The following is a 15241-nucleotide window of genomic DNA, read 5'->3' on the forward strand; positions in this document are numbered from 1 at the left end:
CGATGGGGCGCTTGTCCGATCCCGTAAGGGCCCTCTCCGGACGTGCGTCTTGACGAGTTCTATTATCCATAAATGCAACAAAATGTGAAGCCTATTAGGAATGATTTTTGATAAAACAATTTTGAGAGATGAAGATGTTGATTGATTAACGATTGGCAGGCCGCCTGCGACCTCTGATGAGTACAATCAGTCGAACAAATGTTGACCAATCAACAAATGAGGGAGTTTCCTTTATGCATCTAGCTCGCCGCTGCGCCTGGTGCCGAACGTATCAAACGGTTTTTCGCATCGCATCGCCGGTGCTGCCCTATACCGAGCCACGCATTCTGGAGCATGCTGAGAGAGCGCCTGCCAGGCCATTATCGGCTTTGGCGGTGGCTCGGCCATGGACTGTGCCAAGGGCGTGGGAGCACGCATCGCGCAGCCAAACAAGCCCATCAACAAGATACGCGGTCTGCTGCGCGTCCACCGTCTCCTGCCGCTGCTTATTGCGGTTCCCACTACCGCCGGCACGGGAAGCGAAGTCACGCTCGCGGCGGTTATCACCGATGACGAGACGCACTACAAGTACCCCATTAACGACTTTGTGCTTATCCCGCGCTTTGCGGTGCACGACCCCGAGTTCGCGCGGTCTGCCCGCCTCCATTACGGGGCAGACGGGCATGGGCGCCCTGACGCATGCCGTCGAGGCCTTTATCGATTGGGTCGATCGAATGAACGCCGCCTTGGACATTCCCAATATATGTGACGGGCATTCGCCGCTCCGACATTCCCGAGATGGCGGCGCATGCCGATGCCGAGGCCAATCCGCTGTACCCCGTTCCACTTTTGATGGACCGTTTGGAGCTGATGCGCATGTACGAGGTCGTCGCGGGTGGTATGTTTGAGGGCGAGAACTAGGAGGGTCCATGAACACCGAGGAAATTGCGCGCATTGTCGGAGATCAGCGCGTCTACTTTAAGACGCACGCCACGTTTGATGTCGATGCTCGACGTCGTGCGCTCGTGAGTTTACGCGATGCGGTGCGGGCCCACGAGGCCGATATTGCCCATGCGCTCAAGACCGATTTGGGAAAGTCGCATGACGAGGCGTATATGTGCGAGATCGGCACGTCGCTTTCCGAGATTCGTCATCAGATCGCACATGTGGCTCGATGGAGTCGTCCGCGCCTGCGTCCGTGCGACCTTGCCAACGCCGTGAGTGTGTGCAAGACGCAAGCCGTGCCCTATGGCGTCACGCTCATCATGGCCCCGTGGAACTACCCGTTTTTGCTAACGCTCGAGCCGCTCGCCGGCGCCCTTGCCGCGGGCAATACTGTGGTCATCAAGCCGAGCGCCTATGCTCCGGCATCGAGTGCGGTGCTCAAGCAGATCTGCGAAGAGGCATTTGATTCGTGCCTGGTGACAGTTGTCGAGGGCGGGCGCGCCGAGAACGAAGCACTGCTCGATGAGTGCTGGGACAAGATCTTCTTTACCGGTAGCGTTCCGGTCGGCAAGCTCGTCATGGAGCGCGCAAGTAAAAACCTTACGCCCGTGACGCTTGAGCTGGGTGGAAAGAGTCCCTGTATCGTGGATGCGACGGCAAACTTGAAGGTTGCGGCACGGCGTATCGCCTTTGGTAAATGGCTCAACGTGGGGCAGACCTGTGTGGCGCCCGACTACCTGCTGGTCGATACGCGTGTGCACGACGAGTTGCTGGGCCTCATCAAGGAAGAGGCGCGCCGTATGTTTGGCGAGCATCCGCTCGACAACGAGGATTACGGGCATATCGTCAATGCCAAGCATTTTGCGCGCGTGCACGACCTGATCGATCCCGATAAGGTCGTGCTTGGAGGTGCTGCGCGCGAGGCTTCGCTCAAGATTGAGCCGACAATTTTGGACGGCGTGGCCCCCGATGACGCCGTGATGCAGGAGGAGATTTTCGGTCCCATCTTGCCGGTGCTGACGTTTGAGAGCCTAGAGGAGGCCGAGACGTTTATTACGGATCGTCCGACGCCGCTGGCCCTGTATATCTTTAGCCAGGACCGTGAGGTTCAGCAGCGCTTTGTGCGTTACGTGCCCTTTGGTGGCGGTTGCGTCAACGATACGATCATGCACCTGGCTACGAGTCATATGGGCTTTGGCGGCATGGGAGCGAGCGGTATGGGGCAGTATCATGGACGCGAGAGCTTCGATACGTTTAGCCACAAGAAAAGCATCGTGAACAAGGCAACGTGGCTGGACGTGCCATTTCGCTATGCCCCTTACGCAAACTGGAAGCACAAATTCGTGCGCATGTTTGTGCATTAGAATCAGATGACATAGGGACAAACGGTCGAAAAGACGCAGACAGGATGAATTTGTGTCCGCACGGACCCGTAGACTTCTCGGTAAGGTTAAGCGCCGGTTTATCCGGCCGTTAGGGGAGTTGCCATGTACGAGCCTTCACGTGTTCTTCTGTCGTTTCATATCGCAGGATTTCAATATGCCGACGGCGCTTTGGTCCTAGGCGATCTTAAAGTGGGCGATAAACTGACGCTGTGCGCCGAGCGCGATAATCCCCATGATCCCGAGGCGGTCGCGATCTACTATGGCAAGACCAAACTTGGCTATGTTCCGGGAAACGAGGTCGGCCCGCTGTCCTTGATGATGTATTACGGCCATGAGGACGTATTTGAGGCCCGCGTGCAACAGGTTGCCCCCGAGCGTAGCCCGTGGCACCAGGTGCGCGTTGGCCTCTATGTGGTGGATGCCCGCTAATCGGTAAGGGAGGCTGCCATGTTTGATGACGATGACCTGTTCGATTTAACGGACGATTCGTTTGAGTGGGATATGCTACTCGACGACGATGAGCTGGAGCAGGACCGTAAGATGCGACAGGACAAGAAAACTCAGGGTGATGCGTCGAAAAAGAAAGACAAGCGCCGTCGCGGACTGTTTGGCGGGCTCTTTGGGTAACTGCCGCATCGCTGCGTCTGTATACTTAGCACGAGTTGGACGCGTTGCGAAATGAGGACTGAGACGATGATGTGGTTTACCGCCGACCTGCACCTGGGCGATACGAATATCTTGCACGACATGGACCGACCGTTTGGCTCGGTTGAGGAGATGAACCGCAAGGTCATCGATGTCATCAATGAGTGCGTGGCTGCGGACGACCGCCTCTATATTCTGGGTGACTTTACCTATCGTCTGCCCCTAGCGGATGCCGTGCGCCTGCGCGAGCGCATCGAATGCCAGAACGTGACGCTCATCCGTGGTAACCATGACGGCGACTGGGAAGATCCCGACGTGCCGCAGATTTGGGAAGACGTGCGTGATTACCTGGAGATTGCCCCCGGCTATGCCAAGGGTCATCGTCTGGTTATGAGCCACTACCCCATGCTCAGCTGGAATGGCAAGGCACGTGGCGCCATCATGCTGCACGGGCATATCCACAGCAGGGGAGACCGCACCAATGCGCGCAACCGCGATCGCGAACGTCCTACCTTTCGCTACGATGTCGGCCTCGATGCCAACGAGTACAAGCCCGTAAGCCGTGACCAAATCCTAGGCTTCTTTGGACTGTAATTTTCGAACCGTTACACAAACCGCCACAAAGGGGACGGGCACCTTTGTGGCGGTTCTGGCGCCGTTGCCATTATGGTGGCGGCACCTTTTTTGTCCGCGCAGCGCGGTAGAGTGTAGGCGGTTGAAATTTGCGTCTATCGAGGAGCTGCTATGAACGAGATTAAGTGCCCGCATTGTGGCGAAGTATTTAAGGTCGATGCATCCGGCTATGCGGATATCGTCAAGCAAGTGCGCGATGCCGAGTTTTCGCGCGACCTGGATGAGCGTGTGAAGGCGGTCCAGCGCGAGGGCGAGCAAGCGCTGGAGCTTGAGCGCTCGCGTTCGATGGCTGCCTTGCAAAAGGCAGAGTCCCAGCGCAACGCTCAGCTTACCGAGCAGAAGAATGCTGCAGCTCAACAGCTGGCACAAGAGGTTGCCAAGCGCGATGCTGAGCTCGCCGAGCTGCGTGCCAAGCTCGAGGGCGCTGCCGCAGAGCGCGAGAGTGCAAGCCAGCGCGCGGCGGTAGAGGCACGAGCCAACGTTCAAAAGGAGAATGCCGAACTCCAGCGCGAGATCGACAATTTGCGTGCGCAGCTGGAGCGCAAAGATGACGAAGCCAAGCTCGTCGAGTCGGCGGCGCGCAATGCCGCTCAAAACGATTTAGCTGCACGTGATGCTCAGATTGCCGAGCTGCAGGCCAGGCTTGCCGCGGCGGACAAGGCCCAGGAGATGGCGCTTGCCGCTGCCGCGGCAGAGTCGCAGCGTGAGCTCGATGCCGCTCGCAGCGAGGCCGAGCGCGCGCTTGCTGACTATCGCGCGAAGGTACAAGAGAAGTTTTCCGCCGCAAAGGCTCAGTCTGAGCGCGAGGCCGAGGGCCTTCGTGCACAGCTTCGTGAGCAAGAGCTTTCTGCAAAAATGGAGCTGTCGAAGGCGGTCGCCGCGGCGGAGCGAGAGCGCGATGAGGCGCGTGCCAAACTGACGAGCGAGCTGGCGGTGCGCGATTCTCGCGAGGAACAGGCCAAGGCGGCACACGAGCTCGAGCTTGCGCAGGCCAAGCGCGCGAGCGATGACCTGATTCGCTACAAGGATGAAGAGATCGAGCGCCTTAAGGACATGAAGGTCCGTCTGTCCACCAAGATGGTGGGCGAGTCGCTCGAGCAGCACTGCGAGACCGAGTTTAACCGTCTGCGCATGACGGCATTTCCCAACGCGTACTTCGAGAAGGATAACGATGCGTCCGAGGGTACCAAGGGCGACTTTATCTTCCGCGAGTGCGACGCGAGCGGCAACGAGGTCATTTCGATTATGTTCGAGATGAAAAACGAGAACGACGAGACCGCGACCAAGCATAAAAACGAGGACTTCTTTAAGAAACTCGATCACGATCGTCGCCAGAAAGGCTGTGAGTACGCGGTGCTCTGCACGCTGCTCGAGCCCGAGAGCGAGCTCTATAACGTAGGGATAGTCGACGTGAGCTATCGCTACGAGAAGATGTACGTGATTCGCCCGCAGTTTTTCATTCCCATGATCACGCTCCTTCGCAACGCCGCCATGGGCTCACTGCGCTATAAGCAGGAGCTAGCGGAGTACAAACAGCAGAATATCGACGTCACGAACTTCGAAGCCAAGATGGAGAAGTTCAAAAATGATTTCGGTCGCAACTACGAGATCGCGAGTCGCAAGTTCCAAACGGCAATCGATGAGATCGACAAGACGATTAGCCATCTGCAGAAAACCAAGGAGGCATTGCTGTCCTCCGAGAACAATCTGCGCCTAGCCAACAAGAAGGCCGATGATCTTACCATTCGCAAGCTCACGTGGGGCAACAAGACCATGAAGGCGGCGTTTGACGAGGCGCGCGGGGCTGCGCCAGAGACAAACGATGAGCCAGCCGAGGCGGATTCGTATGAGGTCGAGGATACCGAGTAAGGCATAGCGTATAGTGCAAAAACGGGGCCGCTGGCAATATTGCCAACGGCCCCGCTTCGTTTCGTTCCAGTATGTTCGACTAGTCCTCGAGCAGGTCTTCGATAAAGCCGACGCGGTAGTTTTTGAAGATGACTTCACCGCCGTCTTGCGTGGCGTCCAGATCGACATCGCCCATGATGCCAAAGTCGTGGTCGCCGTCCTCGTCGGCAAAGATCTGGTGCACGTGCCATACGTGCGCGGTCTTCTCGTCGGACTCATCGATGGAAAACATCGCGGCGCTGCGGGCATCTCCGTCGGTGAGGATTTCCTCGTGCTGCTCATGGTAGGCATCGAGGGCCTTTTGCCAGCGGATCTCGCTCATGCCCCAGTCGTCGTCGAGCTCGCCCAGGTCGCGAACGTGCTCACGGGCGGCAAGGTTCACGCGGCGGAAGAGCGCATTGCGCACCAGCAGCGTGCAGCCGCGGCGGTCCGCCACGACCTCGTCGATGCCCTGTGGCGGCGCGGCATCGAGGGCTGCCGGGTTGCCGGCGTTCTCCCACTCGTCCACCAGGCTCGAGTCCACCGAGCGCACCACAAAGCCCAGCCACGAGATAATGTCGCGCAGGCGCTCGTCGCGCTTCTCGATGGGTACGGTGCGGTCGAGCGAACGGTAGGCCTCTGCCAGGTAGCGAAGCAAAATGCCCTCGGAGCGGGCGATGCCGAGCTTTTGAATGTAACCCTTAAAATCGCTCGCGCTTTCCAGCATATCGCGCAGGACACTCTTGGGAGAGAGCTGGTAGTCGTTTGCCCAGGGCACTTCCTGGCAGTACTTGTCAAAAGCGGCGTCGAGCAAATCCTCGAGCGGCTTTTCGTACGTGACGTCTTGAATGCGCTCCAAGCGTTCCTCATACTCGATGCCGTCGGCCTTCATCTCGGCCATAGCGCGATCGCGTGCGGCGCGCTCCTGTGCACGCAATACCTGCTTGGGGTCCTCGAGCGTGGCCTCGACCATCGAGATGAGGTCCATGGTATAGGTCTCACTTTCGGGGTCGAGCAGCTCCAGCGCGGCAAGCAAAAACGGCGAGAGCGGCTGGTCGAGCGCAAAGTCCTCGGGCAGGTCGACCGTCAGCGCGTAGTCGATGTCCGGCGCGGCGTCAGCCGGAGCGTCGGGTGCGGGCGGCACCTCGGTGCGCACGACGACGCCGGAGTCGATGAGCGTGGCGAAGATCTCGTCGGCGCGAACCTCAAGCTTGGCCTTCTCTTCGGGGGTCTGCAGGCTTGTCTCGATGAGGTCATGTACGCGGGCTCGGGCATTGCCGCCCTGCTCGACCACACTAATCACCATAGAGTGCGTGATGCGCAGGCGTGGCTTGAGTGTTTCGGGTTGCGTCTCGATCAGGCGCTCAAAAGTTTGCTTGTTCCAGGAGACAAAGCCCTCGGGGGCCTTTTTCTTTTTAATCTTACGGAGTTTTTTGGGGTCGTCGCCCGCCTTGGCCATAAGCTTGGCATTCTCGATCTCGTGCTCGGGTGCCTCGGCGATTACCATGCCCTCGGTATCGAAGCCCGAGCGGCCGGCGCGACCGGCAATTTGATGGAACTCGCGGGCGCGCAGGCGACGCATTTTGTAACCATCGAACTTGGTGAGCGCAGTGAGGACCACGGTGTGGATGGGCACGTTGATGCCGACGCCGAGTGTGTCGGTGCCGCAAATGACGGGCAGTAGGCCCTGCTGCGCCAGGCGCTCGACCAGCAGGCGATAGCGCGGCAACATGCCAGCATGGTGCACGCCGACGCCGCATCCAAGCAGGCGCTTGAGAATCTTGCCAAAGGCCGTGGAGAAGCTCGTTCCCTTTGCCGCTTCTTTGATGGCTTCGCGCTGCTCCTTGCTGGCGATGCCAAAATTGGCGAGCGACTGCGCCGTCGCAAGGGCGGCATCCTGGCTAAAGTGCACGATATAGAGCGGGGCCTCGCCACGGCGCATGGCGAGCTCGACCGTGCCCTCGAGGGAGGTCGTCACATAGTCGTAGCTCAGCGGAACAGGACGCGGGGCATCGACAACCAAGTCGCAAGCAGCGCCGGTGTGCTCCTCGAGCGAGGCGGCGATGGCGGTGACATCGCCGAGCGTGGCGCTCATGAGCATAAACTGCGTGTGGGGCAGGGTGAGCAGCGGTACCTGCCAGGCCCAGCCGCGGTCGGGGTCGGCAAAGTAGTGGAACTCGTCCATGGCCACGCAGCCAACATCGGCATCTTCGCCCTCGCGCAGCGCATCGTTGGCAAGGATTTCGGCCGTGCAGCAGATGACGGGCGCCTTGGTATTGATATGCGTATCGCCGGTGATCATGCCGACGTTATCGCGGCCGAGTACCTGTACCAGGTCGAAGAACTTCTCGCTGACCAGGGCTTTGATGGGGGCCGTGTAATAGCAGCGCTTGCCCTGAGCCATGCCCATAAAGAGCATGCCCAGCGCGACGAGCGATTTACCCGATCCGGTCGGTGTGCCTAAAATGACGTGATCGCCGGCGGCCAGGTCCATGAGGGCCTCTTCTTGGTGATCCCACAGCTCAATGCCACGGTCGCTCGTCCATTCAAAGAAGCGTTCGAAGGCCTGATCGGGCGTGAGCCATGGTTCGGGCTCGCTGCCGTCCTCGGGCTCCCACCAGGTGGGAGAGAGCGCGCCGAGCGAGCCAAACTCGGCTTCGGTTCCCGTGCCGCCCGAGAACGAGCTGGCGGCGCCGGCACCGGAGACGGTGCTGGCGGCGGTATCTGTCGTGGTCTGTGCCATGTGTTTGCTTTCTCTCGCGATTGTCCGCCAACTATTATGGCGTAGCGTCGCATCGATGCGTTCGCAGGCAAGAAAATGCAGGAAATGGGCGTTCTGCCCAGCTGTTTGGTGCAGTTGCCAGCTAAGTGAGTAGACTTTTTGCAATATCGCGAGCACATGGCTTTTGCGCAAAGGCTCTACCTGCGGTTTTAGTATTGGTTATGCGGGTTGTGCTTGGCTATTGCAAAAAAGTCTACTCACTTAGATTTGAGGGTCGTTTGCTGGCGCCTATTTGCGCTTGTTTGCCGAAGCCGCGACCATCAGAGGCCCCTGGGACTCCTGCGGTAAGCGCTTCTTGCCCTTGCGGGCGCGGTTTTTAAAATTCTCGACGGCCTCTTCCATGCCGAGGGGCACGTAGGTGAGCTCATCGAGATTGTCGGGCAGGTAGCACGCAAGGCTTTGCTCCTGCGCGCGGCCCGCCGTGAGCTGTTCATCGCTGGGCAGCGCGTCGGGAGTGGCGCAAATGCCATAGACGGCGGCACCCATCTCGCGCGCGCGGCGCTCGTATTCGGTCTCGGGATGCTCGGGATGGTCGCGGCGAACGTCGTCACTTACCCATAGTGTGTCGTAGCCGGCCGCGGCAAACTGCCCCAGGGCGTAGTCGCGCAATGGCTTGCTGTCGGTGCGCAGCGTGACGGTGGCGCCGGCTGAAAAAAGCGGGCGGTAGAGCATCAGATGGTCGACATGGACGAGTCGTTTTTTGGCGTACTTGGCCTTAGGCTGCGGCGTGGGAAAGTTGATGGTGATGGCATCGAGCTCGCCTGTGGCAAACAGCTGCGGCAACGATGCGGCGCCTCGGGGCAGGACGAGTGCGTTGGTCAGTTCCTGCTCGCAGATTTTCTGTGCGGCATAGGCGATGCAGATGGGCTCCTGGTCCATGCCGATAAAGAGCGTGTTTGGCTCGTGGGCCGCGCGCTCTACAAGGTACGTCCCCTTGCCGCAGCCAAGATCCAGGTGAAGGTGTTCGAAAGACTTGCTGCCTGCGGGCGCACAGGCCTCGCGCCAATCTCCGGCATAGATTTCAGGGTTCGTCTCAATCGCATCGGCGTAGCGCTCCAGGCGCTCTTCGAGCACAAAGTTCTTAGGCGTGCGAACGTGGACGGCTCCCATGAGGCTCCTTGGTCATAAGTATGGAACGCTTAGCTGCGCGTTCCGTCAATGGGTTGAAAAAAGGTAGGCATAGCTTGCCCGAAAGATGCGGTGCGGCTCGCCGGCGAGTCGTCGGTGCCTACAGGCGCTTGAGAATCACGTAGCGGTTGAGCTCGCCACTGCGACCGTCGGCATGGAAGCGCTCAAGCTCGCGTACGGGGACCTCGCCGCTCTTGTAGAACGTGCGCACGCCGCGCACCAAGTCGGTGATCTGCTGATCGTCAAAGTGATGGCAATAGCGGTAAGCATGGCGGTCGTTTTGCCAGCCAATGAGGTGGTCGCCGGCTTCAAACTGCGCGGAATCGTAACCCTCAAACGGCGGGGTGAGCTCGGCGCGGGCCTCGGCTCGAACGGCCTTGCGCGCCATGCGCTCGTCGTTCATAAACTCCCAAAAGCTAATGGCGATGATGCCGCCCGGGCGCGTCTGCCGCACCAGGGCGTCGAGCACGCGTACGCGGTACTCGCACGACGGCACGTGGTGCATAAAGCCAAAACAGACCGAGATGTCGGCGAGCGGGGCGTCGAAAAGCGCGTCGGGTGTCTCGGCGGGGTTGAGCTTCATGAGGGCGTCGAGCACGTCGAGTTCCTGGAAGTGCAGGTTGGGAATGCGCAGGGCGTGACCGCGTGCATCGATGGCCAGGTCTTGGCACGAGTCGACGCCATAGAACTCAAACGGGCAGCTGGCATCTGCCGAGGAGTTTGCGCCGTCGACGCCCTTGGCGGCAAGTGCGCCGCCGGCGGCAAAGTTCTCGAATCGCATATTGCCGCAGGCGAGATCGAAGACGCGGACGGGATGCTCGATTGTGGCGACGTCGAGCTGCTCGAGTGCGATGTCCATGGTGCGCACCCAGCCGGGCCACGGGGCCTGACGCGTATCGGAAAAGGAGGCGGAGTGCTCGCGATAGAACGTGTTGTTGAGCTGGATGAGCGATGAGGCGAAATCGCGGTTCACGGCGCGGGACTCCCTCCGTTGGCGGTGCGGAATTAACAGTACGACCATACTACCGTTAACGCCGCAACGGGGACAACCAAGCTACGTGTCATTGCTTTGTTTGGACACATTTCCGCAGCTCATATGCACCCGCAACCGCCGGTTGTCAAAAATCTCACTAGAATAGGTGGCATGCTTTTGGCGGTGGCGGATAGATTTTTAACTGTGCAAGGCGCCTTAAGAACAAAAACGGTCCGGCGGCACGGCTGGCATCACATAGGAGGAACCATGAATGTAGAAACTGCGCAGCGGCTCGCCGACCTTCGCCGCAGCAAAGGCTTTAGCCAAGAAGGGCTGGCGCGAAAGCTGGGACTGTCGCGCCAAGCGGTCAGCAAATGGGAACGCGCAGAGAGCTCGCCCGATACCGAGAACCTGATCTCGCTCGCCAAACTCTATGGCGTGAGCCTGGACGAGCTGCTCAATCCGAGCGATGAGATCGAGGACGATATCGAGTTTGAGAACGAGGACCGCGCCCGCCAGCGCGAGGCCGAGGCGGCAGAGCGCGCACGCACCCATGAGGCGGCGGCACGTGCCACCGAGGCGGCAACACAGGCGAGTGATGCTGCGGCCAAGGCGGCGCAAGCGGCAAGCTGGAGTGCGCAGGCCGCCAATGCCGCTACGGCGCAGGCGACGAGTGGCGGCGCAGTTGGCTCGACTCCGGTGAAGGGCCCGTTCCAGTCGTTCCCGTATTGGGCCGTGTGCTGGCTACTGTTCTTTTTGCTGATGTTCCCGTTTGGCGCCGGCCCCTTTGCTGCGCTGATCTTCTTTACGATTCCCATCTATCACTGGGTGGCGCGTGCGCTCGATGGCGATTGGGCGCACGGTGATATCCAGGTTGGTCCGGCACCGGTGACAGCTAGGGCTCGGAATGTTTCCGCTGCGGTTGATGCTGACGTGGCTACCGCGACCACCGCTGAGCCGATTGCCAAAGAGGGTGATGAATGATGAAGCTTTCGCATGAATCCAAGGTACGCTTGGGCGTTGGCGTCGGAGCGTTTGTGCTCATCATTGGGCTTGTCTTTGGCATTTCGCGGCTATTGGCTCATTCCGATATGGTGCGTACGACCGGTATTCTATCTGGCCATTTGTCTGATTTTGACGATATGTTTGACGAGGACGATTCCTTGAATAGCGGTAACTATTCCGCTCGGCCTCAGCAACTTTCGAGTGTGACTTTTGATGCCGATGAGTTCCGCTACCTCGATTTCGATATCAATGCGGCTTCGGTGGACGTCAAGGTTGTTGATGGCAACAAGGCTCGCGTTATAGAGCGGGGGCGCGTTGCCGAGGGTATGGATGCCTCCAAGGCCGCGACGCAAAACATCGCATCCGTCGAGGACTCGACGCTCAAGGTTTCCCAGTTTGGAAGTGATAACGGTAAGGCAATCGATCGCTCAGTTACGGTTGAGCTGCCACGCCGTGTTGCCGAACATCTGAAGGGAGTCAACGCGCACGTGGGCTTGGGTGATCTGCAGATTGCCGGTGTCATCTGTGATGGTTTCGACCTTTTCCTGGGTGCGGGAGATGTAGAGTTTTCGGGCAGCGTGACTGATGCGCTCAGCGCTGAGGTCGGTTCGGGCGATGTGACGTTCGAGCTTTACCAGGCCCCCGCGAAGTCGATGGACGTGAGCGTGGCCTCGGGCGATGTGGAGATGACGGTTCCGAATTCTACGGGCTTTAAGGCGAGCCTTACCGTGGGCAGCGGCGACTTCGAGAGCGATTTCCTTCCGCTTGGCTACGACGGCGAGACCATTTTGAATCTTGAATTCGATAACGGTGATAAGTCTGCCACGTATCGTTTTGAGGTCGGTTCGGGTGACATGTCGTTTGATCCGGAGTGACACGCGGTTTTCGGAGATCGGTACATATAGGCGTGCTCTTTGATGAAGGCGCCGGGGCCGTGACGGGCTCCGGCGCCTTTGCCTTTACAATGGGGGCATGGAACAGATTATCTTGAACATACTTAAAGCCTTGCGTCGCGGCGAGACCGTGGACGACAAGGCGCTCGTCAAATTGATACATGCCGAGGCACGCCGTGAGGGTGCCGACAAGCGCGATCTGGCCAAGCGCCGTCTGCTGCCGTTCTACCAGCGGGTTAAACGTGAGGATCCGGCTCGTTGGGCTGCGTGGAATGTCGATTCCGATCTGGAACGTCAACTGCTGCAGGTGCTACGCATGAAGCCGCGCCGCACGGCTTCGGGCGTAGCGACCATTACCGTCATCACCAAGCCGTGGCCGTGCTCGGGCGATTGCCTGTTTTGCCCCAACGACCTGCGTATGCCCAAAAGCTATTTGCATGCCGAGCCCGCGTGCGCCCGTGCGGAGCAAAATTGCTTCGATCCGTATCTGCAGGTGAGCGCTCGTCTGACCGCGCTTTCGCAGATGGGGCATGCGACCGATAAGATTGAGCTCATTGTGCTCGGTGGCACCTGGAGCGACTATCCGGAAGGCTATCAGACATGGTTTATGTCGGAGCTTTTCCGTGCGCTCAATGACGATGCCGTCGCCGGCGTGGCGGCCAACCCCATGTTGGCGCGTCCGGGCATCAGCCGTGCCGAGGCGGGGCGTCTGCTCGACGATGCACCCGCCGATGCCCTGCCGCCGGTGGTAGCGGAGCGCCGCGAGCGCTATCGGGCTGCCGGCATTGCGACAGACGAGGCCGAGCTCGCTGCCGGCGTTGCCGACGAGCAGGAGCGTGTGGATGCTGCCGTGCGCGGCTATAACCGTGCGGTGCGTCGTCTGTACGGCCCCGGTACGCCGTGGGGCGAGGTCACCGAGTGGCAGACGGCAACGATGGAGGAGCTCGAGCGTCAGCAGCGCATCAACGAGACGGCGAAGCATCGCGTGGTGGGACTCGTTATCGAGACGCGCCCCGATGCCGTAACGCCGCAGGCGCTTACGCTCATCCGCCGCCTGGGCTGCACCAAGATTCAGATGGGCATCCAGAGCCTCGACCAGTACCTGCTCGATATCAACGAGCGTCGCATTTCGGTGGGGCAAATCGAGCGGGCGTTTTCGCTTGCGCGCCTGTTTGGCTTTAAGATCCACGCGCATTTTATGCTCAACTTGCTGGGTGCCACACCCGAGGGGGACAAGCGCGACTACGAGCGCTTTATGACCGAGGGGGCCTTTATGCCCGACGAGGTCAAGGTCTACCCGTGCGCGCTCATCGAGGGCTCGCGTCTGGTGGGCTGTTACGAGCGCGGCGAGTGGCGCCCCTATACCGAGGAGGAGCTGCTCGACGTGCTAGCCGATGACATCGTGGTGACGCCGCCGTTCTGCCGTATCAGCCGCATGATCCGCGATTTTAGCTCCGATGACATTATGGTGGGCAACAAGAAGCCCAACCTGCGTCAGCTCGTCGAGAACCGCCTGGCTGCTCGGGGTGACGGTGCGACGGTGCGTGAGATACGCTATCGCGAGATCAGCACGGCGGGTGCCGACTTGGATGAACTGACCCTTGACGAGGATGTAGCGTACGAGACGCCGGTGACGCACGAGCGCTTTTTGCAGTGGGTGACGCCGCAGGGCAAGATTGCGGGCTTTTTGCGCCTGTCGCTGCCCGACCATTCGTTTGTTGCCGCGCATGCGGACGAGTTGCCGACGACGCCGGACGAGGCGATGATTCGCGAGGTGCACGTGTACGGCATGGCGGCGCGCGTGGGCGACCAGGGCCAGGCGGCGCAGCATCACGGGTTGGGGCGTTTGCTCGTAGAGCGTGCGTGCGAGATTGCCCGGGATGCGGGTTATGCGCGCATCAACGTGATCAGCGCGATTGGCACACGCGAGTACTATCGCCATCTTGGATTTTATGACCATGGCCTTTATCTGCAAAAGGAGCTCTAGATGAACAAACCGAGTGTTTCTGCCGGCGTTGTTGCCGGCGTTGCTCTGGGAGCCGCGGCGCTTGGTGCGGCTGCCGTCGCTGTTCGTGCTGCCTGCCTGCAGGTTGCGCGAACCCGCAATGGGTTGGCGCGTGTGAAACGCGTGCACGATGAGGGCGGCGATGAAGTCCGCGTATTGGTGCAGGGCGGTGTCTACCAAAGCGCGAGTTACGTCGGCGAGCGCTGGGCGGAGCCCGTCTTTGCGTATTATCGCGCGTTTGACGACGTGTTTGAGGCCGAGGATGCGATGCGTGACGTTTATGGTCACGGTATCAGCCGTATGCTTATGCTAGGTGGCGGCGGGTTTGCCTATCCCAAATTTGCGCTGATGTCGCATGAGGGCCTGCGCATGGACGTTATCGAGTATGACGGAGAGATTACGCGCCTGGCGCGCCGCTGGTTCTACCTAGACGAGCTAGAGCGCGCGGCGGGCGATCGCCTGCGGGTGATAACCGCTGAGGCTCGCTCGTATCTGGGTGTGACGAGTGTGGGCCATCGTCGCTACGACGTGGTCGTGAGCGATTGCTTTGGCGGTGCCGAGCCCGTAGGCGAGCTGGCGACGGTTGAGGCGTTGCGTTTAGTGCGGGGCAGCCTGAACCCCGGGGGTATCTACGTTGCCAATATCGTGAGCGCAAACGAGGGGAGCGATGTAACGTTCCTGCGCGACTGTGCTGCCACGGCACTCGAGGTATTCGGCCACGCCTGGGTGGTCCCCTGTGGCGATACAGAGTTCGGCGGCGAGGAAAACTACCTGCTCATCGCCAGCGACGGGAACCATGCCTTTGCCGAAGCCGTGCCCTTTGACGCCGACTTCCTCGGCGCCGTCCTTCACGACTAGCGCGTCTTTCTGCGACCAGTCTTTCTGGGACGGGGCTTTTTAGCTGCTTTCGGATGCCGGCTCGCTCCACATCGGGAGCAGTCAATTTGGGACGGGGCTATTTTAGCTATCCCTGCCACTAAT

At 59.9% G+C, this 15241-nt stretch carries 14 protein-coding genes; 11 read left to right on the plus strand and 3 right to left on the minus strand.

Annotation, left to right across the window (positions count from 1 at the left end; genetic code table 11):
• Positions 1-385 precede the first annotated feature (385 nt).
• The 7 genes from ACQRAJ_RS05110 (at position 386) to ACQRAJ_RS05140 (ending at position 5456) form a co-directional block, all read left to right on the plus strand.
• Positions 386-748 (plus strand): iron-containing alcohol dehydrogenase, encoded by a 363-nt coding sequence (locus tag ACQRAJ_RS05110; protein ID WP_427747890.1) that lies wholly within the window; start codon positions 386-388, stop codon positions 746-748.
• Positions 745-900 (plus strand): hypothetical protein, encoded by a 156-nt coding sequence (locus tag ACQRAJ_RS05115; protein ID WP_427747891.1) that lies wholly within the window; start codon positions 745-747, stop codon positions 898-900. Before ACQRAJ_RS05110 ends, ACQRAJ_RS05115 begins: the two co-directional genes overlap by 4 nt.
• A gap of 8 nt (positions 901-908) precedes the next feature.
• Entirely contained in the window at positions 909-2288 is a 1380-nt protein-coding gene (locus ACQRAJ_RS05120; RefSeq protein WP_427747892.1) for an aldehyde dehydrogenase, read from the plus strand.
• 123 nt (positions 2289-2411) lie between these two features.
• Positions 2412-2738, plus strand: a complete 327-nt coding sequence (locus ACQRAJ_RS05125) for an HIRAN domain-containing protein (protein ID WP_195233157.1) — start codon at positions 2412-2414, stop codon at positions 2736-2738.
• 18 nt (positions 2739-2756) lie between these two features.
• Positions 2757-2936: a hypothetical protein gene (locus ACQRAJ_RS05130; protein ID WP_154517096.1), complete on the plus strand. Its 180-nt coding sequence runs from the start codon at positions 2757-2759 to the stop codon at positions 2934-2936.
• Between the two features lie 66 nt (positions 2937-3002).
• Positions 3003-3548, plus strand: coding sequence for a metallophosphoesterase (locus ACQRAJ_RS05135; RefSeq protein WP_427747893.1), 546 nt, complete (start codon positions 3003-3005; stop codon positions 3546-3548).
• A gap of 150 nt (positions 3549-3698) precedes the next feature.
• Positions 3699-5456: a DUF2130 domain-containing protein gene (locus ACQRAJ_RS05140; RefSeq protein WP_427747894.1), complete on the plus strand. Its 1758-nt coding sequence runs from the start codon at positions 3699-3701 to the stop codon at positions 5454-5456.
• A 79-nt stretch (positions 5457-5535) separates the two neighbouring features.
• On the opposite strand, the gene ACQRAJ_RS05145 is transcribed toward ACQRAJ_RS05140, so the two are convergent.
• From ACQRAJ_RS05145 to ACQRAJ_RS05155, 3 genes are all read right to left on the minus strand, one after another.
• Positions 5536-8217: a DEAD/DEAH box helicase gene (locus tag ACQRAJ_RS05145; protein WP_427747895.1), complete on the minus strand. Its 2682-nt coding sequence runs from the start codon at positions 8215-8217 to the stop codon at positions 5536-5538.
• 267 nt (positions 8218-8484) lie between these two features.
• A complete protein-coding gene (gene trmB / locus ACQRAJ_RS05150; protein ID WP_427747896.1) occupies positions 8485-9366 on the minus strand; it encodes a tRNA (guanine(46)-N(7))-methyltransferase TrmB in 882 nt (293 codons plus the stop codon).
• 118 nt (positions 9367-9484) lie between these two features.
• A complete protein-coding gene (locus ACQRAJ_RS05155; RefSeq protein ID WP_427747897.1) occupies positions 9485-10357 on the minus strand; it encodes a class I SAM-dependent methyltransferase in 873 nt (290 codons plus the stop codon).
• 267 nt (positions 10358-10624) lie between these two features.
• Here ACQRAJ_RS05155 and ACQRAJ_RS05160 point away from each other — a divergent pair, with 267 nt between their 5' ends.
• The 4 genes from ACQRAJ_RS05160 (at position 10625) to ACQRAJ_RS05175 (ending at position 15118) form a co-directional block, all read left to right on the plus strand.
• Entirely contained in the window at positions 10625-11341 is a 717-nt protein-coding gene (locus tag ACQRAJ_RS05160) for a helix-turn-helix domain-containing protein (protein WP_427747898.1), read from the plus strand.
• Positions 11338-12237 carry a DUF4097 family beta strand repeat-containing protein gene (locus ACQRAJ_RS05165; protein WP_427728248.1) on the plus strand — a complete coding sequence of 300 codons (900 nt, stop codon included), beginning with the start codon at positions 11338-11340 and terminating at the stop codon, positions 12235-12237. The genes ACQRAJ_RS05160 and ACQRAJ_RS05165 overlap by 4 nt, the downstream gene beginning before the upstream one ends.
• Before the next feature lie 97 nt (positions 12238-12334).
• Positions 12335-14242, plus strand: coding sequence for an elongator complex protein 3 (locus ACQRAJ_RS05170; protein ID WP_427728251.1), 1908 nt, complete (start codon positions 12335-12337; stop codon positions 14240-14242).
• Entirely contained in the window at positions 14243-15118 is an 876-nt protein-coding gene (locus ACQRAJ_RS05175; protein ID WP_427728254.1) for a spermidine synthase, read from the plus strand. It begins immediately after the preceding gene.
• Positions 15119-15241 lie beyond the last annotated feature (123 nt).

This window comes from Collinsella sp. SGI.184, assembly GCF_050313415.1.
Taxonomy (GTDB): Bacteria; Actinomycetota; Coriobacteriia; order Coriobacteriales; family Coriobacteriaceae; genus Collinsella.